Raw genomic sequence first — 20,528 nt, 5'->3', positions numbered from 1 at the left:
TCGGACCATGTTCGATGGGTCGGCGGGGAGGGCGGTGGCTCTCGCCGCCGTTGCGGCTTTGGCGGTGGCCGTAGTTGGTTCGCTGATGCGTGCGGATCGGCGGCAGCTTTCCGATGTGCCGACGCCGGGCGAGCTGAAGGAGCTGCGCAAGCTCTACGCCGGTACGCCGGCGACATGGCCACGCCCGCTGCTCCTGCCCGGTGCGAACTTCACCGAGATGGCGCCGCTGCGGCTTCTCCCGCGTCCCGAGGGCAAGGAGCAGAAGCTCGTCCAACTTGGCGCCGAGCTGTTCAACGACCCGCGTCTTTCCGCGTCGGGGCACTTTGCCTGCCAGAGCTGTCACAACCGGCGGCTCGGCTGGGGCGATGGTTTGCCGACGTCGTTTGGCCATGGGCGCGCTGAAGGTCGCAGAAACGCTCCGTCGCTGTTCACGGTCGGCTACAAGGATGCGCTGTTCTGGGATGGTCGCGCGGCGACGTTGGAAGAGCAGGCGCTAGGTCCACTCGGCGATGGGCGCGAGATGGCCAACGCGGAGTTAGCGGGCGTCGCCCAGCGCGTCGCGGGTGTTACAACTTATCGCGCGCGCTTCTCGGCTATCACCGGGCGCGACGACGTCCAGCTTTCAGATGTGGTCAACGCGCTTGCAGCGTTCCAGCGAACGCTCGAGCGCCAGACGCGCTTCGATCGCTTTGCTGCTGGCGATCAGAAGGCCCTGTCCGACGAGGAAGTCTTTGGGCTGCACCTCTTCCGCACCAAGGCGGGCTGCGCCAACTGCCATAACGGGCCGCTGTTGAGCGACGGCAAGGTGCACAACATCGGCCTCAGCTTCTTTGGACGGAAAATGGAGGATCTAGGGCGCTACGGTGTGACGGGCAATCCAATCGACGCGGGGGACTTCCGCACGCCGACGCTTAGGCACGTATCTGTCACCGCACCTTACATGCACAATGGCATCATTCCCAACCTCAGAGGTGTGGTCGGATTTTACGAAGGCGGTGGTGGGCGCGTAAGAGAAGAGCGCCGTGAGGAAGGCGACAGGGCGCCTTTGTTCGAGGCGGCGCGTCAGAACTCACCTCAGCTGCGGCCGTTCAAATTGACGGCACCCGAACGAGCGGCACTGGTCGCGTTCCTCAACACGCTCTAGGCGAGAACCAAACCTCGTCGCGCTGCTCGACCCGCGACGCAGGACACAACCTCAACCCCTTTGGCCCACTCGTCGGCAAGCCGAGCATATCCTCACGATGGAACGGCTGCGGCTTGGGCGTGATGCGGTGCTTCTCCTGCGGCGCCTTCACGATTAGGCCCGGCGGCGCAGGAGTGTCCTGAGTAAAGTCATGCGGGGGCTGCTGGGCCCGCGTCTGGTTGCCCACCGCGATGAGCGCGGCAAGCGAACACGCAGCAATGGTCATCATACGCATCATGCCAACACAACGCGGCAGACGCCGTTTGCGTTGCATCAGGCGGAGAGGCGTTATTCCTTGGGCTCGACTAGGCCGCGCACGGCTGTGCCACTAGGCCCGATCTCGCGGAGCGCCTGCTGGCAACTCCAGCGTTGGGAAATCATGCAATCGACAGGCGCATTGGCGTGCTGGCAGCTCAGTGACTCCTGCCACGCCTTGAGGATCTTTCCGGCCTGGGCATCGAATTCTTCAAGGTCGGCGCCCTGGTAGCGCCCGCGCAACTCAGCGACGCGCGGAGTAATGCGCAGGCTTTGGCAAACGAGGACTGCGCCCGCCGCCTCGCCGTAGCGAATGCCGGCATCCTTGGCAGAGAGCGCTTGTGCGTTTGTGGATATGAGGCGAAGTGGTTTTGCTTCCGTCGCGCTCATCATCGCGATGGAAAGAGCAAACGCCGCGCATAGGGCCGTCGAGGTCGAGTGCATGTGCTTCCTCGCTTCTTGTTGGCGAGGACATTAGAGACCGGCTTCTCAGCCGCACGCAATCGGCATTTAGTGTCGCTCCCCGATGCGGCATTGCGCGCTGGTCAGCGGCGGGCCCATGCCAAGGCCTGCTCCAGCCGGTCGTCGCCCCAGAACAGCTCGCCGTCGCTGGTTATGAAGCTCGGTGCGCCGAAAATGCCGCGCTGCATTGCGACCTCGGTCTGGAGGCGTAGCGCCTGCTTGTTGGCATTGGAGCACGCGGCTGCCGTCGCCTCCGCGGGGTCCACGCCGAGGCCGTCGAGGATGGCGACGAGAACTTCAGGCCGGGAGATGTCCTCTCCGCGCTGGAACTGGGCTGCGAACACGGATCGGGTAAAAGCTGGGCACCATCCGGCCGCCACGCCCAAAAGCGCAAGGCGCGCGGCGTTGAGGCCGTTCACCGGAAAGGTCGGCGGCATGCGGAATGGCTGTCCGCGAGCATTGGCGATGCGCTCGATATCGCGGACCATGTAGCGGCCCTTGGCGGGGAACAGATTGAATGGCGATGTGTCCCAGCCTTGCGATTTGAAAATCGGGCCGAGAAGGAAAGGGCGCCATTCGATCTCTACGCCCGCGGCTTCCGCCTGCTCTTCGATGCGCATGACCGTGAGGTAGGAGTACGTCGAGGCGAACTCGTACCAGAATTCCAGCTTCGCCATTCCCGATTTCTCCCCTGCTGAGTGCTCGCCCGCGGGCATTTTGCTCCGCGCCGCAGCGGCCCGAACCTTGCCGCCAGACCCCATGTAAGCAATCGAGTTTTTCTCATCGCAACGATGACAAAACTCAACTGGCCAAATCTGCGCACTCGCCCCTCCTAATAGCGGCCGTCGAAGAAGCGGACGACAAAAGGGAGGATTTGATGAATCGCAGGGAAGTGGTGACGACGCTGGCGGCTCTGGTCGCTGCGGCTCCGCTGATCGAAGTGGCGAGCGGTGATGCCAGCGCGACGGAAGCGCCGACGGCAGGCGGCTGGAGTCTCTCGGGCAGCTATTTCGAGGCGTGCAGCTGCGAGACCGTTTGCCCATGCATCTTCGAAAGTGCACCCAGTCACGGCGACTGCGACGTGCTCTATGCCTGGCGCATCGACAAAGGATCGGACGGAGCAGTCAGCCTCGACGGGCTAAATGTGGCGATCGCCCCGCATGCTGGCGGACACATGCAGAAGGTGAAGTGGCTGGCCGCGCTGTATATCGACGACCGCGCGACGGCCGAGCAGCATTCCGCGCTGGAGCGCATCTACACCGGCAAGGCGGGTGGGCATCCGGCGGCGCTGGCGAGTTTCTTCGAACGCTTTCTCGGTGTGAAGTCCGTGCCGATCGACTACCAGTACGAGGGGCGCAAGCGCAGCGTCTTCATTCCGGGTGTGATGCGGGCCGCATTCGAAGCCATCAAAGGCCAGGGCGGCGCGGAGACGACCGTTACGGCGCAACCGCTGGCATTGGCACCAGGCAACCCGCTGGTTGTCGCGCGCTCCGGCGAGGTGCTGCTGACGGACTACGACTGGAACTGGAAGTTTTCGGGGCGCGCTGGCGGCTATTCGCCGTTCCAGTATCGGAGCGCTTGATGCACGCGCGCGTCGACGACGCTGCGAGGCTGGCGCCCATCATCGCCGGCCTCGTGGCTCTTTCGATCTTCGCCTGGGCGGCGATGTTTTCCCTGCACCAAGCGGATGCCTCGCGCATGGACGTCATGCTGATCTGGGTGGCGATGACTGTCGGCATGATGACGCCGTCGGCGCTGCCGATGATCGGTGCATACGACCGCATCATCGAGAGCCTGGATCAGAGCGTGCGGCCGAGCGCAGCGGTGCTGGCGTTCATCGCGGGTTATCTCGCCGTTTGGCTGTTGTTCGCGGTCGTCGCCGCAGAGACCCAGATCGTATTGCGCGATCATGCGCTGATCGGTGCGCACATGGTGCTGAGCGGATCGCGCATCAGCGGCATGTTTCTCATCGCGGCCGGGCTGTATCAGCTCACGCCGATGAAGCATGTGTGCATTTCGAAGTGTCGCTCACCACTTGGTTTCCTCTTGGCTAATTTTGCTCCGGGCTATCGCGGCGCGCTCCTTTTGGGCGTGCGGCATGGAGCGTTCTGCGTTGGCTGCTGCTGGCTGTTGATGCTGCTGGTGTGGATCGGAGGAATGTCAAATTTGATCTGGATGGCAGCGATCAGCCTGATTGTCATCGCCGAGAAGGTCGCTCCGCATGGGGACGTGTTGGCCAAAGGTACCGGCGTCGCGCTCGTCGCCTTCGGCATAGTGTGCTTAGCGGTCCCAGGCAGTGAGGTGTGGTTGTCGGATGAAGCGCTCGCCAGTATTTGTCGCGGCTCAATTTGAGCGAGATGCAACTAGAGCAACAGAACGCCCAGCATGATCCTCGACACCGCACAGCTTCGCAGTCTGGTCGCCATTGCCGAGACCGGCAGCTTCACGCGGGCGGCGGGTCATCTCAACCTTACCCAGTCGGCTATTAGCTTGCAGATCAAGCGGCTGGAGGAGCAGGTGGGTCGCAAGCTGATCGACCGCGATCCACGCAAGCTGGCGCTGACGCAGGACGGAGAACTGCTGCTCGGCTACGCGCGCCGGATTTTAGCGCTGCACAAGGAGGCCGAAGGATTGCTCGGCCAGGCGGAAATGACCGGTCAGGTGCGGTTTGGTGCGCCCGAGTATTTCGACGCGGCGGACCTGTCGATGCTGCTGGCGCACTTCCGCCGGCAGCATCCCAATGTGCAACTCGAAATCAACATCGGATTGGGGCCGGACATGCGACGCGAGTTCGAGGCGGGCCGCCTCGACGTGGCAGTCGTCAACACGGAGCTCAACGGCGCGTCGGGGACGTTGCTGGGCCGAGACGGACGCGTGTGGGTGGCGAGTGTCGAGTTTCAGCGGCAGGCAGACGAAGCGTTGCCGCTCGTGCTTTTCTCTCCCGGCTGCGACTGGCGGCGCATTGCGATCGAGGCCCTCGATCGGGCCGGCATTTCGTGGACCGCTGCATTGACGAGCAGCGGCGTGACGGGGCTCAATGCGGCGATCGTGGCGGGATTGGGCGTGTCGGTCGCACCGGCAGGCGGCGTTGGCCCCGGCATGAGGGAGGTGGGGCGTGAGCTGGGTCTGCCAGAACTGCCACCTTTCGAATATCGACTCGTGGAAAGCCGCGGTGCGCCGCCTCCAGCACGACGCCTTGCGCAGACGATCCGCGAGGTGTTCGGGCGAGAGGAAGTCGATATCTCGTTCGGCGACCACTGAATGTGGGCGCTGCCGGCAACACGCTCACAGAAGAAATCGATCAGCTGCCGGTGGACCGGCCCGCCAATCTTGTCTTCGGGCTCGACTTGGGAGCAGATAACGCCGAGTCGCAAAGGCAACTTTGGGGGATGGCGTGCGGTTCTTTTTGCTCGGCCTATCGCTGCTGATGATCACCGCCGGTCCGCTTTCGGCGCGGGAATGCAAGTACCGCGAACTGCAGGACAAGGCCGGCGAGAAGATGACTATCACGGCCAAGATCGATGCGATCGAGCCGGAGGAGGACGATCCGAAAGCCGTGTGGGTGACGCTGGACAATTCGGCGGCCGACCACTGCCTCACCTTCCTCACCGGAGTGCCCAAGCCGGCCATCGGCAAGTGCCATGCGGGTCAACAGATCACGGCCACGGGCAAGGTCTATGAGCGGATGGACGCTTGGTGGGGACTAGAAAAAGTGACTGGAATCTCTTGCAAATAGCGCTTTAGAGCGAAGTCGATGCTGCACCGCACTTGCATACGGGCTGCGAGCATGCCATATGGCTGCTATCGCCCGGGCAAATCCGGACGACCATCGGCGCTCCAGCCGCGTGAACGGACAGCTCGTCTAGGCCCACGGCCATTTGCTGATCCTCCTGTTGAGCGCCTCTGATCTTCCTTTCCATTGATAGCCCAGGCCACGCGGGGCTCTCTCGAGCACACCGCGTTGGCGCGTTACGTCCGCACTACGTGCGGTGCGTTCGCGCTCGGCAGAACCTATGAAAGATATTCTTTTGACTGACACCACTTCGACGACTTTCTCCGACCTCGGCCTCGATGCGGCGCTTCTCAAGGCGCTGACCTCAGAGGGCTACACAACTCCAACTCCTATTCAGGCGCAGGCCATTCCTGGCGTCATGGCTGGGCGCGACCTCATGGGTATCGCGCAAACCGGCACGGGCAAAACGGCCGCGTTCGCGCTGCCGATCCTGCATCGTCTGGCAAGTGATCGCCGCAAGCCGCTGCGTGCGGGAACGCGCGCGCTCATCCTGTCACCGACGCGCGAGCTTGCCTCGCAGATCGCCGATAGCTTCCGCACCTATGGCAAGCACACCGGGCTGACCGTTGCGGTGATGTTTGGCGGCATGCCTATTCGTCCGCAGATCAATGCGGTGAAGAACGGCGTCGATATTCTCGTCGCTACCCCGGGCCGCCTGCTCGATCATATCGAGCAGCGCACGGTGAACCTTTCGGGCACTGAGGTGATCGTTCTCGACGAGGCTGACCAGATGCTCGACATGGGCTTCATCCAGCCGATCAGGAAAATTCTCGGCCAGCTTTCTCAGCGCCGCCAGAGCCTCTTCTTCTCGGCAACGATGCCGCGTGAGATCGGTGCGCTCGCGTCCGAGATGCTGCGTGATCCGCTTCGCGTGCAGGTGACACCCGTTGCCAAGACGGCCGATCGCGTGCGCCAGAGCGTGATCCACGTCGAACAGCAGAAGAAGGCGTCATTGCTGGTCGAGCTTTTCTCCGATCCCGCACTGACGCGGACGCTCGTCTTCACGCGCACCAAGCGCGGCGCGGACAAGGTCGTCCGTCATCTGGAGGCCGCAGGCATCCTGGTCGCGGCGATCCATGGCAACAAGAGCCAGAGCCAGCGCGAGCGGGCTTTGCATCAGTTCCGCAATGGCCGCATCCGCGGTCTCATTGCCACTGACATCGCCGCACGCGGCATCGATATCGATGAGGTCTCGCACGTCATCAATTTCGAGCTGCCGAACATTCCGGAAAGCTACGTGCACCGCATCGGCCGCACGGCGCGCGCCGGAGCTGAAGGCATAGCCATCTCGCTGTGCGCGGGTGATGAGCGCGCGTACCTGCGCGACATCGAGCGGATTACGCGACAGTCGATTCCTGCGTCCGACCGCACGGGCGATACCTCGCTCGTTGCAGCGGCCGGGATCGGCGGCGGTGGCGAGCGCCCGCAGCAGCATCGGCGCAGCAGTCGTCCGCAGTCGGCCAGCGCGAACGGCGGGGGGCATGCTCAGTCCAATGGACAGGGCCGCGGCCATCACGTCGGTCGTCCGGCTCAGCACGCGAAGGGCGAGCGCAACGGCGACGGACACAGCCGTCCGCAAGGTCATGGCGCGGGGCGTCCCCAGCGCAATGGCGAGCAGCATGCCGCAAAAAGGGGCAACTCTGGTGGCAAGCGTCAGCGCTTCGGCGGTGGCGGTGCCCGGGCCGCACGCTAACACACGCTAGGCCTGCACAATATCGGGGCTCACGTTGCGCAAGCGACGTGAGCCTTTCGCTTTTGTTTTGCGCTCGGCGCTAACCACGGCCACACTCCTCGGCAGCAACAAGGGGAGAGTGATGGCCGGCCAGCAACCGACGACCACCGAAGCGCAACCGTCGCTGCACCGGGTCATGGGCCCGTGGCTGCTGCTGCTATTCATTGTCGGCGACATCCTGGGTACCGGGATCTATGCGCTAACGGGAAAGGTGGCGCAGCATGTCGGCGGTGCGGTTTGGGTGCCGTTTCTCGTCGCGTTCGTGGTCGCCGCTCTGACAGCATTCAGCTATCTCGAGCTGGTCACCAAGTACCCCAAGGCGGCAGGCGCAGCGCTCTATACGCATCGCGCGTTCGGCATCCACTTCGTCACGTTTCTCGTCGCGTTCGCGGTGATGTGCTCGGGCATTACGTCGGCGTCGACGGCATCGCGCGCGTTTGCGGCGAACTTCTCGGATTCGCTGGGGCTCGGCTATAAAGAGTGGGGCGTGACGCTCGTCGGCCTTGCGTTCATGGCAGGGGTGGCGGCGATCAACCTGCGCGGCGTCGGCGAGAGCGTGAAGCTCAACGTCGTGCTGACGATGGTGGAGCTGACCGGTCTTCTGATCATCATCTTTATAGGGTTCTGGGCCATCGGCTCGGGGACGGGTGACTTGTCACGTGCGCTCGAATTCAACAGCAGCGCGGACGGAAATGCGTTCTGGGCCGTCATCGCAGGCACCACGCTCGCCTTCTTCGCGATGGTGGGGTTTGAGGACTCGGTCAACATGGCCGAGGAAACGAAAGATCCGAGCCGCATCTTTCCCAAGGTGCTGCTGACGGGTCTAACCATCACCGGCGTCGTCTATGTGCTGGTGTCGATCTCGGCCATCGCGCTGGTGCCGCCAGCCGAGCTAGGGGAGGGTGAGACACCGCTGTTGCAGGTGGTGCAGGCTGGCGCACCCGGGTTCCCGCTCGGCGTGTTCGGCTTCATCACCATGTTCGCGGTGGCCAACAGTGCGCTGATCAACATGCTGATGGCGAGTCGTCTCATCTACGGTATGAGCCGCGAGCACGTGCTGCCGGCAGTGTTTGGCAAAGTGCATGCAACCCGGCGCACACCGTATATCGCCATCGGCTTTACAACGGTGCTGGCGTTCGCGCTGATCCTATTCGTAGGCCAGGTGCCGGCGCTGGGCGGGACGACGGCTCTACTGCTGCTCGCCGTCTTCACCATCGTCAACGTGGCGGTGCTGATCCTGCGCAAGGACACAGTCGAGCATCAGCACTTTCGCACACCGACGATCGTGCCGGTGTTGGGCGCGATTACGTGTGCGTTCCTCGTTGGCCCATGGACCGGACGCGATACGCAGCAATACGTTATTGCCGCCGCGCTGCTCGGATTGGGAGTGTTGCTGTGGGCTGTGACGATGGCGATCAACCGCGCCACCGGCGTCAAGGTCGAGGCGCCGCGCTCGGAAGACTTCCATCCAGAAGAGAACTGAACCTTAAACGCGTCGTCCTGCGGATCATCCGGAGCAGCGAAACGCTGCTCCGGTGAAGTTGCTTAGTTAGCAGGCGTGGTAGCGCATGCAGCGGCGATACTTCCAGCCGAAGCCCCAGCGATCGCGGCAGATCGCGTTCCAGCGCCAGCAGCGGCCGGGGGCCGTCTTGACGACGACGGACTGAGCGATCGGATCGGTGCTGCCGATGTTGCCGACAGGATTCGCCGAAGCCGGCGCCATGAGTGCAGCGGCCGACAACGCGCAGGCCGCACCAGCAAGCAAGAGGGCTCGATACATGTGGGGATGCTCCCGTTTGACAATTGAGACGTGCGCCGCTTCGTTGGTGCCGCGCACACACGATTAGAAAGCGCCGTGTAGCTGAACGCCGGATGAATTCAAACACGCATCACGCCATTGCAACATATTGATACAGAACGCTGACCCGCTGCGGCTGGTCGGTTCTGTGCTGGCCCTGGCGTTGACTTTGTCGGCGCTAGCTTTTCTCTTTTGCTTTGGCTTCATCCCACAGAGCATCCATCTCTTGGAGGTTCGATTGCGCCGGAGATGAGCCACGCTGTTCGAGCTGCTGCTCGATGTAGGCGAAGCGGCGGGTGAACTTGTCGTTGGCGGCGCGCAATGCCGTTTCCGGATCGATCTTCAGGTGCCGCGCAACGTTGGCGACGACAAACAGCAGATCGCCAAATTCCTCGACGACGGCCGGGTCGTCTGTTGCGGGGCGTCCTTCCGATTTTGCGATCTCGGCGCGCAATTCGCCGATTTCCTCCTCGAGCTTGGCGAAGACCGGTTCCAACGACGGCCAATCGAAGCCTACCTTGGCGGCTTTGTTCTGCAACTTGATGGCGCGCGTCAGGGCCGGGAGTCCGACGGGAACGTCAGCGAGAATGCTGCGGGTCGCATCGTTGCCCTTCTCGGCGGCTTTGACCTTGTCCCAGAAGCCAGGCGCTGCCCCGGCCGCGCGCTCTTCGGGCGTGCCGAAGACGTGCGGATGGCGCCGGATCATCTTCGATGTCACCGCTTCGACGACGTCACCGAACGCGAAGGCGTCGTGTTCCTCGGCCATGCGCGAATGGTAGACGACCTGCAGCAACAGATCGCCGAGCTCGTCCTTGAGGTGCGGAAGATCTCCGCGCTGGATGGCGTCGGCCACCTCGTAGGCTTCCTCAATGGTGTATGGCGCGATGGACGCGAAGTCCTGCTTCTGGTCCCACGGGCAGCCGGTGTCGGGATCGCGCAGCGCGGCCATGATCTCGATCAGGCGGGAGATGTCTTTGGATGGCTTCATGCGCGGCACCCTAATGGATGCCGCAGGCAACTTCGAGTGCCAGCGGTGCGGCGATTGTCAGCGGCGCGCGGGGGCCCAGGGTGTCGGTAGTAGCGTCACTACGGCAAGCGGGACGAGCCAGCCAAGCCAGGCGGCGCAGCCGTAAACCGGATCAAAGGGAAGATCGTAGCCGGTGGCCAGAGTCGTCGTCAGCCTCACCCAGAGAGCGCCGGATGCGACGGCTGCCATCATCAGCATGAGGCGCGCGTGATCCCCGTAACGGCGCCGGCGTATAGCAGCGATGCCCAGCGCAATGAGGACGAGCCAGACGATGCCCTGGGCCAGGAACCCCAAGCGCGCGGCGAGGACGGAGTGGCTGTAATAGGCGACGGGCAGCGAGGTCACGGCGCCGAGCAGCACCAGAGTCTCAGCTGTGTATCCGAGCGGGCGATGCCAGACGCTGGTTCGGCGTAGAGCGATGACGGCAGGAATAAGCACCAGAGCTGCCCCTGATGCCAGCATGTGCAGCTTGAAGATGCCGGGCAATCGCTCGTCGACGACGAACAGATTGTAGGGCAGCGGGACGGCGCCGATCCCCTGGGACATGGCGACGAGGCCTGTCGGCAGTGAGAGCAGCAACACGCCGCAAATGACGGCAAGACCGGGAGCGCGCGCGGCAAGGAGACGTAATCCCGACTTAATGCCGCCGGGCAGAAGTGCTGTTGTGACGTCGTTGAACATTGCGGACGTTGCGAGGCTTCAGATGTTGAAAGTGATATTGAGCGGTCTTTGTGTTCTGGCAGCGGCGGCACCGCTCGCGGCAGCGGTCAGTCCGGCAAACATCGCCGGGCGCTGGCAGGGCAAGAGCTGGGCGCAGCAGGAGCATGAAGCGTCGCTGACGCTCGATATCGTCCGTTGCGGAGAGGGATGGTGCGGGATCAAAGTCGCCAGCGACAACACTTGCGGCGCGACGGCACTCAAGATCGGTGCCGGCAAGGTGGAGCCGGATAGCGACTACATCGCGTTCGAGGGCTCGCTGCAGCTGGCGCCGAAGACGGAGCCATACGTCGTGCAGGTGTCGATCTTCGAGCCTGACGCCGACGAGGGGCCAGGCAAGCCGCTGAAACTGCAGATCACCGGCGATACCGGCGGCCAGTTCCGTGCCTATCGGCGATCGTTCCCATACGAGGCGCAACTGGTGCGCTCCGGCGATGCCGTCTGTCACGCCCCGCAAACGGTGTCGTCACTGCGATAGTCCGTGACGCCAGTGTTGTTTCGGCCCGCGGCTCCGGACTACGATGGCGCGGGCACGAGACGAAGTCGGTCGGCCGGTGCCGGCGACGTGGGGCGACATGGTCATTTTCCGCATTCTGGCGAACGCCATCATCATGGCTGCCGAGCTGGCAGCCGTGATCGCGGTGGCCGCGCTTGCGTTCTATCACCCCTTCATCTTTGCCGCCGTGACTGCGGCGCTGGCTTTCCTATTCGGGCTCAAGCTGGAGGTGGCGCGGCTGCGCTATGAGCTGCCGTTCTATTTCGGGGGGCTGGCGCGAACGGCTGGGCTGTTCACCGGCATTGTCGGCTTCGTCGAAGCGGCGTTCAAAGGAATCGTCGCTGGGTTTGCAGCGCTGTTCACGTTCTCGGGGACCAATACCGACAGGCTGTTCCTCGTCACCGTGGTGTTCGGCATTTGCGTTTATGCGGGCGCGGCGTTGCTCCGCTACCTGTCGATCAAGTCGGAGGCGCTGCCGATGCGCTGGGGCTACTTCCGGCTGGCGCCGCTATTGGGGCTGCTGTTCTCGATCGGGATGACGCTGCTCGCCGTGACGGGGCTGATGCCGCAGTCGTCGGTGAGCGACATCGGCTGGAAGATCATCTTCGAGTTGCCCGAGCGTCCGTCGATCGAGCAGGTGAGCGAGATCCTGTTCCAGGTGAAGCAGGCGTTCGACCAGTTCGTGGTGACGATGCTGAGCCAGGTGGTCGACGAAGGCGCCGCGCGTGCCATTGCGGTCGTGCTGAGCGTCAACGTTCTGTCCGGCTTCGTCAGCGCGGTCTATGCGGCGATGATCTCGCAGGGCGTGCGGCGCGCGGAGGAGACGCTGCTCTAGCGGCTGGCGCCTGCAAGCGGCGGCCCATCCTGCATTCGCATAATATATATTATGGAAAATGCATGGTAGAGACCGGCGGCTTATCAGAATGTTAAGCCGCCGGCCTGTCAGACCATCAAGGACCTACTTGTCGGCCTTCTCGTAGTTGTCGGCGATGAACCGATCGAGCAAGCGGACACCCCAGCCAGCCCCCCAGCTCGGGCTGATCTCGGACTTCGGCGCATCCATGGCGGTGCCGGCGAGGTCGATATGGGCCCAGGGGGTGTCCTTGACGAAGTACTTGATGAAGGACGCGGCGGTGCACGAGCCGGCGTATCGGCCGCCGATGTTCTTGATGTCGGCGTTCTTGGACTCGAGCATCTTGTCGTAGGCCTTGTCGAGCGGCATGCGCCAGAGCTTCTCCCCTGTCGCGGCCGAGGCGTCGAGAAGGTCGGTGGCGAGGCGGTCGTCGTTCGCGAAAAGGCCCGCGTATTCCTTGCCGAGGGCGACCATGATGGCGCCGGTGAGCGTCGCCAGGTCGATGATGAGGCGCGGCTTGAAGCGCTCCTGCACGTAGGAGATGAGGTCGGCGAGGACCAGGCGGCCTTCAGCGTCAGTGTTGAGCACCTCGACCGTCTGTCCGGAGTGGGCGCGGACGATGTCACCGGGGCGGGTCGCGGTGCCGGACGGCATGTTCTCGACGAGGCCGATGATGCCGATGACGTTGGCGTTGGCCTTGCGCTCGGCGAGGGCCTGCATGGTGCCAACCACGGCGGCGGCTCCACCCATGTCGCCCTTCATGTCCTCCATGCCGGCGGAGGGCTTGATCGAGATGCCGCCCGTGTCGAAGACGACGCCCTTTCCGACGAGGACGACAGGCTTGCCGCGCTTCGACTTGGCGCCGTTCCACTGCATGATCGCGACGCGTGCGGGACGTACGCTGCCTTGAGCGACAGCCAGCAGCGCGCCCATCTTCAGGTCGGCGAGTTGCATCTCATCCAGGATCTCGACCTCGAGGCCGATTTCCTCCAGCGCCTTGACCCGATCGGCGAATTCAACGGGACCTAGGGCATTGGCGGGCTCGTTGACGAGATCGCGGGCGGTGACGATCCCGTCAGCGAGCGCGGCGTAGCGCGCATAGGCGGTGCGGGCCTTGTCGGGATCGGCGCAATGGATGACGAGCTTCTTGAGGCCATCCGGCTCGGTCGTCTCGTCGTCGGATTGGGCGGGCTTGGTGAGGTACTTACGGAATTCGTAGTGGCGCAGCGCGGCGCCGAAAGCGATCAGGGCGGCGAGCTGGGCAGGCTTGATGCCGCCTGTTTCGGGGGCCTCGGCGATGATGCTCGCCGTCTTAGTCTTGCGGGCGCTGATAGCCCCCGAGGCCGAGCCGCCGAGGAGCACCCAGTCATTTTCCTTGAAATCGCTTCCCTTGCCGGTGCCCAGGAGAATAACGCGGTTGGCGTTGCCCAGGCGCGGGGGCGCCAGCACCTCGATGGTGGACTTCTTGCGGCCCTTGTAATGGGCTGCTTCCGCTGCCTTGGTGAGTGCGCCGCCCGACTTCTGATCGAGCTCGCGTGCGCGAGACGCTAGGGCGACGTCGTCACCAGCGAGGAGTACGACGGTCGGCTCGAGGTCTGCGGAAAGCGGCTCAAACACGATTTCAGGGCGGCTGGTCATGATGGGAAGGCTCCAAAGAAGCTTGTTGGACAGGGTGGCTTTCCGCCACGCGCGCAATCAGAGGAACGAGGCCCTGCCGCTGAATGCAGAAGGCCTCAGCCGGTGCGGCGAAGCGGGAAAAATCCGGACGTTGGAGTTTGGTGCTAAATCGTGGGACCCGCGCTGGCAAGCCGGGGGCCTCTAAAGGGGCATCACGCTCCCGTGTGAGGCTGACGTTCCCTTTGTGTTCGTGCGCTGCCGCCGGGGGTGAGGGCGAGCATGGAACACTTCAGGAAGATTGCCCGGCTCAGGTCGTCAAGCCACTGGGGAAAAGCCGAATTTCCGCCACTCTGGGATGGAACGAAGCGCTATTGGGACGGGCACGGGGGCGTCGGGGTGGCAGCCCCCCTTCCAGCACAACTTGGTCTGGCATGGGAATTTTCGAAAGGTACGTCTTTCGGCAGGCCGGTTCCGCGCTGCTCATCATCCTGTTGTCGCTGTCGAGCATCGTGTGGGTGGCGCTTGCCCTGCGTCAGCTCAACGTCGTGACCAGCCAGGGTCAGGACGTGTGGATGCTCATCAAGATGACGACCCTGGCGCTGCCCAACCTGATGGCGATCATCGCGCCCTTCTCGCTGCTGATTGCTGCGATTCATACGCTGAGCCGGCTGAATGGCGACAGCGAGCTGATCGTGCTCACAGCATCCGGTGCTACCGTCTGGAAAGCCGCGAGGCCCTTGCTGCTATTGGCTTTTCTCGTGGCGCTGGGTGTGGCATTCGTCAATCACCTGGCGATGCCGTGGAGCTTGAAAATGCTGCGCGAGTACATCGTTCAGGTACGCGCCAACATTCTCACCCAGGTCATCCAGCCCGGGGCGTTCTCCAGCCCGGAGGAAGGTCTGACCTTTCATATCCGCGAGCGGTCACAGAACGGCGAATTGCTGGGCCTCATCGTCCACGACACCCGCAACAAGGATCTCAACCAGTCCTACCTCGCAGAGCGCAGCGTCATCGTTCAGCGTGACGCGTCGAATTTCATTGTGATGAGCAACGGGCACATCATCCGCCGAACGCCCAAGGACGAACCCGCGCAGATCATCGCCTTCCAGCAGTACGCGGTCGACCTCGATCAGTTCGAGAAGAAGATGGACGACGACGACACGGAGGATCTGAAACCGCGGGAGCGCTACCTGAGCGAACTTCTCTATCCCGAGGCGACCAGCGCGAGCTTCCGCAAGGCTCCCGGCAAGTTCCGCGGCGAGTTGCATGAGCGCTTCTCCAACCCTCTCTATCCGCTGGCCTTTGCTCTCATTGCTCTGGCGGCGGTTGGACAGGCCCATTCGACGCGCCAGAACCGCGGGCAGCAGGTCGCCGTGGCGTTCATCCTGGCTGCTTCCTTGCGCCTCGGGGGTCTGGCCCTAAACAATGTCGTCGTGCTGAACGCCGCTGCAACGCCTCTTCTCTATGCGCTTCCGCTGGGGGCCATGCTGGGGGCGCTGCTCGTGATGGAGCGGGCGCGGCGGAAGCTCACCACCCCGCGGTTCCCGGGCATCATCTTCGATCCGATTGTCGAGGCCGCGGGCAAGCTGCTGAGTTTGATACCTGGACGGCGAGCGGCCGCTGGCGCTGCGGCGGGGCGGAGGTAAGCCGCCATGCTGTTCGGTCCGCGCACTTTAGGCTTCTACATCGGCAAGCGCTTCTTGCTGGCGATCTTTGCCGTCTTCCTCCTGTGCTCGGTCTTGATCTTCCTGATCGATTTCGTCGAGTTGCTGCGTCAATCCGGTAAGTACGGCGAGGTCTCGGTGGTGACGCTGGCGTTCATCGCGCTGCTACGTCTGCCGGCCTATGCGGAATTTCTCATCGCGTTTGCGGTGCTTGTCGGGTCGATCGCGGCCCTGCTGCAGCTCAGCCGCAAGAGCGAACTGACCGTCATGCGGGCGGGCGGCATGTCGGTCTGGCAGTTCCTGCGGCCGGGGATCATCGTGGGGTTCATGGTCGGGCTGCTGACGGCCATGGTGTTCAACCCATTGGCGGCCGCTGGCCGGGCGGCGGCCGAGAGTGTCTATGCCGAAGCGTTCGGCAAAGAGACCAACCTTCTTCGCTCGAAGTCGGGCGCCTCATGGCTCCGGCAGAATGGCACCGACGGCCAATCGGTGATCAACGCCGCCATTGCCACCAACCGGGGCCTCACCCTGCATGGCGTCTCGGTGTTCATCTTCGACAACGAAGGGCGGTTCGTGGAGCGCGTCGATGGCAAGCGCGCGGACCTGCACGAGGGCTATTGGGAGGTCAAGGAAGCGTGGGTCGTACGCATCGGCCGAGAGCCTGAAAAATTCGATACCTACCTCGTATCCACATACCTTACACCGGATCGCGTGTCCGACGCGCTGGGAACGGTGTTTTCTGTTTCGTTCTGGGAACTGCCGGGCCTGATCGAAGTGGCTGAAAAGGCCAAGCTTTCCGCAAGCCGCCTGCGCATCCAGTATGAAACTTTGGTGTCAAGGCCTCTTCTGTGCGCAGCAATGGTCCTTTTGGCGGCCACTGTGTCGTTGCGGTCATTCCGCGGCGGAGGCATCCAGACTATGGTCATCACAGGACTGGTGGGGGGGTTTGGCTTCTTTCTACTTTCAGAAGTCTCCCGACAAGTCGGCGTGGCTGGGTTGACGTCCCCATGGGCGGCGATCTGGTTGCCCGTGGTCCTCGTGATGATGGTCTCGGCTACGGTACTGTTACACCAGGAGGATGGCTGAGTGATGCGTTTAACGCGGGCACCGCATGAGGGTTGCGGATCGTCACGCGTCACCTGCCGGCACCGGAAGGCTGCTGGCTGGGTGCGTATGGCCGTGCTCGCGGTGGCGCTCAGTGCCTCGCTAGCGCCGGTCTCTGACGCGTACGCTCAAGACCCCTCAACGCTGGCCCCGAGTGTCCAGCGACAAAGCTCGTTTCCGAAGCAGAGCCTTGTCGGGCCCTCTCGGAACATCGACAAGTCGCAGCCGCTGTACCTGCAGGGCGACGAGCTCGTGTACGACACCGGCGGCAACAAGGTGATCGCGCGCGGCAACGTCGAAATCTATTACAACAACTACATCCTCACTGCTGACCAAGTGGTTTACGACCAGTCGGCCAACACGCTGACGGCTGTCGGCAACGTGGTGCTGAAGGAGCCGAACGGAAACATCGTTCGCGCGGATCGCTACACGCTCACCGACGACTTCCGAGACGGCTTCGTCTCGCAGCTTTCCGTGGTCGCCAGTGACGACACGCGCATTGCTGCGGAATCCGCGGAGCGCCGCGCCGGCAACACCACGGTGTTCAAGAACGGTCGCTTCACGCCTTGTAAAACGAGCGATGGCATGCCGCCGCTGTGGTGCTTGAGCGCCGCAACGGTGATCCACGATCAGCAGGCCGCGACGATCACCTATCAGGATGCGCGCTTCGAGCTGTTCGGCGTGCCGATCCTCTATACGCCCTATTTCGAGCACGCCGACCCGTCGGTGAAGCGCAAGTCGGGCTTCCTGATGCCGCAGCCGTCAATCTCGGACAACCTCGGCTATGCGACGACCATTCCCTACTATTTCGCGCTGGCGCCGAACTACGACTTCACCTTCTACCCGATGGTGAGCTCGCGACAGGGCATGCTGTGGCAGGGCGAGTGGCGCCACCGTACCGAGAACGGCCAGTATTACATCAAGGGCTCAGGCATAGATCAGGACTACGCCACCCTGCCCTCGTCGATCGAAAACCGCGAGCAGTATGACGGTTGGCGCGGCAGCCTCGATACCAAGGGCCTGTTCAACCTCGGGAGCTGGTGGAAGTTCGGCTGGGATGTAACGACGGAAACGGATGACGAATTCCGTCGTTTCTACAAGCTCGACAACATCCTGCTCACCGATCGCGTGAACAAGATCTTCTTCAACGGCTTGTCGGACCGCAACTTCTTCCAGCTCGCGGCGTACGAGTTCACCGATCTGGGTTACACCACAGCGGGAACGAGCGAGACCAAGCAGTACGCCTATCCCATCCTGGACTATAATTATGTGTTTGCTGACCCGGTCCTAGGTGGCGAGCTGTCTTGGACGACCAATGCGATGGCCCTCTCCAGCAATCAGGATGCCACGAGTTTTGCGCCGTTTGCTGACACGAACCAGCAGATGAACCGCGTGGTGACCGAGCTGAATTGGCGTCGTCGCCTGACGGATCCGATCGGCATTACCTACACGCCGTTCGCGCAGTTGCGCGGCGACGTCTATCAGATCAGCAACTATGTTGATCCGTACGACATCTCTGCGCCGCTCGACAGCACCTCACTTGCACGCGGCCTTGCGGCTGGCGGCGTCACGGTTGCTTATCCGTGGGTAGCCAATACCTCCGGCGGATCGCACGTGATCGAACCGATCGGCCAGATCATCGCTCGCCAGGCGTCGATCGATCAGAACGGTTTGCCGAACGAGGATGCGCAGAGCCTCGTGTTCGACGACACAAACCTGTTCGAAATGACGAAGTTCTCCGGCTATGACCGGATCGAGGTGGGCACACGGGCCAACGTCGGTCTGCAGTATACCTTCCAGTCCAACACTGGTGGTTATGCGCGCATCCTGGCCGGCGAAAGCTATCATCTTGCGGGTACGAACCCCTACGCCGACCCTGGTCTCGACGTAAACGGCAACCCGGTGTTCACGCCCTACAGCGGTCTGCAGAACGATCGCTCGGACTACGTGCTCGGCGCCTATTTCGCCCCGTGGAGCTTCATCAATCTGATCGCCCAGTCGCGCTTCGACCAGTCGAATTTTGCCCTCGCGCGCCTCGATACGGGTGGGCAGGTCAACTTCGGGCCCCTGTCGGCGAATGCTGTCTACGCTTACCTGAACACCGATCCGACGAACGGTATCGATACGGCCCAGGAAGACATCTATGCCAGCTTGGGCCTGCGCCTCACCGATCGCTGGAGCGTCGCGGCTGCGATGCGCTATGACATCGACGCGGACGAGCTGGCTTCAGACATGTTCCAGCTTCGCTACGCCGACGAGTGCTTCGTGCTCACCGCCACGTATACCGACAACTACTATGTCAACCCGAACCTGACCGACGGCCAGACGCTCATGCTTCGTTTCGAGCTGAAGCACCTTGGAGAGTTCGGCTATTCAACCAGCGCGCTGGACTTCAACTTCAGCGAACAGCAGTCGGGTGCCACGTCCAACTAACGGCGCCCGCTTGATCCCGCGTGCGGGCGGTGGCTGCGGCTTAACGTTGATGAGGCGACCCGACGGCGCATTGCCCGGTCGTCACGTGAGCGCCAAGGTTTGCGTCAATAAGAGGTCACATTGCCGGGCGCACGCTCATCAGGCTGCTGCGGCCGGGGCCCCAAGGATGCGAAAGACCGCAATATAAGATGTCCTGCACGATCAGACTGAAACGGCACTCGTACTCCCATTCGGACGCACCCCGTGCGCGGCCGCTGCGGACGGCTGGCGCGCTCGCCCTTGCTGCGCTCCTGGCTGTGCCCTTTACCGCGGCCTCCAGCGCAGCACAGAACAAGCGTGTGGCCGTTGCGAAGGCCGACACCACGGCTGACCGGCCGATCCAGTCGATTGTCGCTCTCGTCAACGACGAGCCGATCACCGGGTATGAGGTGGAGCAGCGCGTAGCCCTCGCCATGCTCGGCGCTCCCGAGATGCAGCAGAAGCTGCAGGCCCGCCTCAAGTCTCCGAAGATGAACGACGAGTTCAAGGCCTTCGCCATCAAGCGGCTGCAGGCCAATCCTCCCAAGTCGGAGGCAGAGCAGCAGTCCCGCGTGAAGCAGCTGCAGGGCGAGTTCGTTGCCAACATCAGGCGGCAGATCGAAAAGGACTTCGTGCCGACCGCGCGCAAGCAAGCCCTCGATGAGTTGATCGACGAGCGCTTGAAGCTTCAGGAGGCCAAGAAGCTGAGCGTCGTTGCGGCTGACGACGAAGTCGAGCGCATCCTGGCGGGCATGGCCGAGCGCAACAAAATGAACACGGCGCAGTTCGCAGAGCATCTGTCGAAGATGGGCGCGAACATTACTGTGATGCGCGAGCGCATCCGCGCCTCGCTGTCATGGACGGACGTGATCCGCCGCAAGTTCGGTCATCAGATCTCTGTTGCCAACCGCGACGTCGACAAGATGGTGGCCTCGGTGCAGGGGCAGGACGACGTTGAGTTGCGCATCCATCGCGTGCTCCTCAATCTGCCGCCCACGCCGGATCAGAAGCGCCTCGCCCAGCGCCTTAGCGATGCCGAGAACCTGCGGGGCCGCTTTACCGGCTGCAAAGGCATGGAGCAGATGGCGCGCGGCGTTCCCGGTGCCCGCTTCGACAACCTCGGCGACCGCCGGCCGAGCAGTCTGCCCGAGCCAACCCGCAGCCTGCTGCTTGCTGCCCACGACGATGAGCTGCTGCCGGCGACGATCGGCGAGAACGGCGTGGAGCTGTGGGCCGTATGTGGCCGCAAGGTCGTCAAGGCTGCGGATGCGCAGCGCGAAACAGCGCAGAATGAACTCCGGCAGAAGGAGTTCGAGATCATGTCGAAGAAGTATCTGAAGGACCTGCGTACGGACGCTCATATCGAGTACCGCTGA

19 protein-coding genes are annotated in these 20,528 nt (G+C 63.0%); 13 read left to right on the top strand and 6 right to left on the bottom strand.

The features are described 5' to 3' along the window. Nucleotides 1–7: 7 nt before the first annotated feature. Nucleotides 8–1,144: a cytochrome-c peroxidase gene (locus NDB2M4_RS18610; RefSeq protein ID WP_072377750.1), complete on the top strand. Its 1,137-nt coding sequence runs from the start codon at nt 8–10 to the stop codon at nt 1,142–1,144. 327 nt (nt 1,145–1,471) lie between these two features. Here the strand turns inward: NDB2M4_RS18610 and NDB2M4_RS18600 are convergent, their stop codons facing one another. Then, on the bottom strand, nt 1,472–1,882 hold the full coding sequence (locus NDB2M4_RS18600; RefSeq protein ID WP_072377746.1) for a hypothetical protein: 411 nt from the start codon (nt 1,880–1,882) through the stop codon (nt 1,472–1,474). A gap of 101 nt (nt 1,883–1,983) precedes the next feature. Then, nucleotides 1,984–2,577 (bottom strand): 2-hydroxychromene-2-carboxylate isomerase, encoded by a 594-nt coding sequence (locus NDB2M4_RS18595; RefSeq protein ID WP_072377744.1) that lies wholly within the window; start codon nt 2,575–2,577, stop codon nt 1,984–1,986. Between the two features lie 200 nt (nt 2,578–2,777). On the opposite strand from NDB2M4_RS18595, the gene NDB2M4_RS18590 reads away from it, so the two are divergent. The 6 genes from NDB2M4_RS18590 to NDB2M4_RS18565 all read left to right on the top strand — a co-directional run bounded on the left by NDB2M4_RS18590 (nt 2,778) and on the right by NDB2M4_RS18565 (nt 8,908). Beyond that, nucleotides 2,778–3,482, top strand: coding sequence for a DUF1326 domain-containing protein (locus tag NDB2M4_RS18590; RefSeq protein ID WP_083556585.1), 705 nt, complete (start codon nt 2,778–2,780; stop codon nt 3,480–3,482). Further along, nucleotides 3,482–4,252: a DUF2182 domain-containing protein gene (locus NDB2M4_RS18585; protein WP_072377742.1), complete on the top strand. Its 771-nt coding sequence runs from the start codon at nt 3,482–3,484 to the stop codon at nt 4,250–4,252. Before NDB2M4_RS18590 ends, NDB2M4_RS18585 begins: the two co-directional genes overlap by 1 nt. Nucleotides 4,253–4,285: 33 nt before the next feature. After that, a complete protein-coding gene (locus NDB2M4_RS18580) occupies nt 4,286–5,161 on the top strand; it encodes a LysR substrate-binding domain-containing protein (protein WP_072377740.1) in 876 nt (291 codons plus the stop codon). A 133-nt stretch (nt 5,162–5,294) separates the two neighbouring features. Further along, complete coding sequence (locus NDB2M4_RS18575) at nt 5,295–5,636, top strand: hypothetical protein (RefSeq protein ID WP_139247376.1); 342 nt, start codon at nt 5,295–5,297, stop codon at nt 5,634–5,636. A 277-nt stretch (nt 5,637–5,913) separates the two neighbouring features. After that, entirely contained in the window at nt 5,914–7,386 is a 1,473-nt protein-coding gene (locus NDB2M4_RS18570) for a DEAD/DEAH box helicase (RefSeq protein WP_072377736.1), read from the top strand. Nucleotides 7,387–7,507: 121 nt separating this feature from the next. Then, entirely contained in the window at nt 7,508–8,908 is a 1,401-nt protein-coding gene (locus NDB2M4_RS18565) for an APC family permease (protein ID WP_072378320.1), read from the top strand. Between the two features lie 66 nt (nt 8,909–8,974). Here NDB2M4_RS18565 and NDB2M4_RS18560 read toward each other — a convergent pair whose 3' ends face one another. From NDB2M4_RS18560 to NDB2M4_RS18550, 3 genes are all read right to left on the bottom strand, one after another. Next, on the bottom strand, nt 8,975–9,205 hold the full coding sequence (locus NDB2M4_RS18560) for a hypothetical protein (protein WP_072377734.1): 231 nt from the start codon (nt 9,203–9,205) through the stop codon (nt 8,975–8,977). Nucleotides 9,206–9,401: 196 nt separating this feature from the next. Next, nucleotides 9,402–10,211, bottom strand: coding sequence for a nucleoside triphosphate pyrophosphohydrolase (gene mazG / locus NDB2M4_RS18555; protein ID WP_072377732.1), 810 nt, complete (start codon nt 10,209–10,211; stop codon nt 9,402–9,404). Nucleotides 10,212–10,268: 57 nt separating this feature from the next. Then, nucleotides 10,269–10,931 (bottom strand): DUF2306 domain-containing protein, encoded by a 663-nt coding sequence (locus tag NDB2M4_RS18550; protein WP_072377730.1) that lies wholly within the window; start codon nt 10,929–10,931, stop codon nt 10,269–10,271. A 22-nt stretch (nt 10,932–10,953) separates the two neighbouring features. Between NDB2M4_RS18550 and NDB2M4_RS18545 the strand changes: the two genes are divergently transcribed. Then, nucleotides 10,954–11,445, top strand: a complete 492-nt coding sequence (locus tag NDB2M4_RS18545) for a hypothetical protein (RefSeq protein WP_083556583.1) — start codon at nt 10,954–10,956, stop codon at nt 11,443–11,445. Nucleotides 11,446–11,488: 43 nt separating this feature from the next. Next, nucleotides 11,489–12,298 (top strand): hypothetical protein, encoded by an 810-nt coding sequence (locus NDB2M4_RS18540; RefSeq protein WP_083556581.1) that lies wholly within the window; start codon nt 11,489–11,491, stop codon nt 12,296–12,298. 123 nt (nt 12,299–12,421) lie between these two features. Here NDB2M4_RS18540 and NDB2M4_RS18535 read toward each other — a convergent pair whose 3' ends face one another. Further along, nucleotides 12,422–13,954, bottom strand: a complete 1,533-nt coding sequence (locus tag NDB2M4_RS18535) for a leucyl aminopeptidase (protein ID WP_072377728.1) — start codon at nt 13,952–13,954, stop codon at nt 12,422–12,424. Between the two features lie 410 nt (nt 13,955–14,364). On the opposite strand from NDB2M4_RS18535, the gene lptF reads away from it, so the two are divergent. The 4 genes from lptF to NDB2M4_RS18510 all read left to right on the top strand — a co-directional run bounded on the left by lptF (nt 14,365) and on the right by NDB2M4_RS18510 (nt 20,528). Beyond that, nucleotides 14,365–15,579, top strand: a complete 1,215-nt coding sequence (gene lptF / locus NDB2M4_RS18525; protein WP_072377723.1) for an LPS export ABC transporter permease LptF — start codon at nt 14,365–14,367, stop codon at nt 15,577–15,579. Between the two features lie 6 nt (nt 15,580–15,585). Next, nucleotides 15,586–16,683 carry an LPS export ABC transporter permease LptG gene (gene lptG / locus NDB2M4_RS18520; RefSeq protein ID WP_072377721.1) on the top strand — a complete coding sequence of 366 codons (1,098 nt, stop codon included), beginning with the start codon at nt 15,586–15,588 and terminating at the stop codon, nt 16,681–16,683. 3 nt (nt 16,684–16,686) lie between these two features. Continuing rightward, nucleotides 16,687–19,134, top strand: a complete 2,448-nt coding sequence (locus tag NDB2M4_RS18515; RefSeq protein WP_072377719.1) for an LPS-assembly protein LptD — start codon at nt 16,687–16,689, stop codon at nt 19,132–19,134. A 338-nt stretch (nt 19,135–19,472) separates the two neighbouring features. Continuing rightward, a complete protein-coding gene (locus tag NDB2M4_RS18510) occupies nt 19,473–20,528 on the top strand; it encodes a SurA N-terminal domain-containing protein (RefSeq protein ID WP_171988142.1) in 1,056 nt (351 codons plus the stop codon).

The organism is Hyphomicrobium sp. NDB2Meth4 (genome assembly GCF_900117445.1).
Classification (GTDB): Bacteria; Pseudomonadota; Alphaproteobacteria; order Rhizobiales; family Hyphomicrobiaceae; genus Hyphomicrobium_A.
Note: the sequence above shows the minus strand (reverse complement) of the source record. Positions and strands in the feature narration are given on the sequence as shown.

Excerpts from the sequence above, each read along its gene's own strand:
- NDB2M4_RS18560 (WP_072377734.1), bottom strand. The coding sequence starts at position 9,205 with ATGTATCGAGCCCTCTTGCTTGCTGGTGCGGCCTGCGCGTTGTCGGCC.
- NDB2M4_RS18540 (WP_083556581.1), top strand. The coding sequence starts at position 11,489 with ATGGCGCGGGCACGAGACGAAGTCGGTCGGCCGGTGCCGGCGACGTGG.
- NDB2M4_RS18550 (WP_072377730.1), bottom strand. The coding sequence starts at position 10,931 with ATGTTCAACGACGTCACAACAGCACTTCTGCCCGGCGGCATTAAGTCG.
- NDB2M4_RS18535 (WP_072377728.1), bottom strand. The coding sequence starts at position 13,954 with ATGACCAGCCGCCCTGAAATCGTGTTTGAGCCGCTTTCCGCAGACCTC.
- NDB2M4_RS18580 (WP_072377740.1), top strand. The coding sequence starts at position 4,286 with ATGATCCTCGACACCGCACAGCTTCGCAGTCTGGTCGCCATTGCCGAG.
- NDB2M4_RS18610 (WP_072377750.1), top strand. The coding sequence starts at position 8 with ATGTTCGATGGGTCGGCGGGGAGGGCGGTGGCTCTCGCCGCCGTTGCG.
- NDB2M4_RS18570 (WP_072377736.1), top strand. The coding sequence starts at position 5,914 with ATGAAAGATATTCTTTTGACTGACACCACTTCGACGACTTTCTCCGAC.
- NDB2M4_RS18545 (WP_083556583.1), top strand. The coding sequence starts at position 10,954 with ATGTTGAAAGTGATATTGAGCGGTCTTTGTGTTCTGGCAGCGGCGGCA.
- mazG (WP_072377732.1), bottom strand. The coding sequence starts at position 10,211 with ATGAAGCCATCCAAAGACATCTCCCGCCTGATCGAGATCATGGCCGCG.
- lptF (WP_072377723.1), top strand. The coding sequence starts at position 14,365 with ATGGGAATTTTCGAAAGGTACGTCTTTCGGCAGGCCGGTTCCGCGCTG.
- NDB2M4_RS18565 (WP_072378320.1), top strand. The coding sequence starts at position 7,508 with ATGGCCGGCCAGCAACCGACGACCACCGAAGCGCAACCGTCGCTGCAC.
- NDB2M4_RS18595 (WP_072377744.1), bottom strand. The coding sequence starts at position 2,577 with ATGGCGAAGCTGGAATTCTGGTACGAGTTCGCCTCGACGTACTCCTAC.
- NDB2M4_RS18600 (WP_072377746.1), bottom strand. The coding sequence starts at position 1,882 with ATGCACTCGACCTCGACGGCCCTATGCGCGGCGTTTGCTCTTTCCATC.
- NDB2M4_RS18585 (WP_072377742.1), top strand. The coding sequence starts at position 3,482 with ATGCACGCGCGCGTCGACGACGCTGCGAGGCTGGCGCCCATCATCGCC.
- NDB2M4_RS18590 (WP_083556585.1), top strand. The coding sequence starts at position 2,778 with ATGAATCGCAGGGAAGTGGTGACGACGCTGGCGGCTCTGGTCGCTGCG.
- lptG (WP_072377721.1), top strand. The coding sequence starts at position 15,586 with ATGCTGTTCGGTCCGCGCACTTTAGGCTTCTACATCGGCAAGCGCTTC.
- NDB2M4_RS18515 (WP_072377719.1), top strand. The coding sequence starts at position 16,687 with ATGCGTTTAACGCGGGCACCGCATGAGGGTTGCGGATCGTCACGCGTC.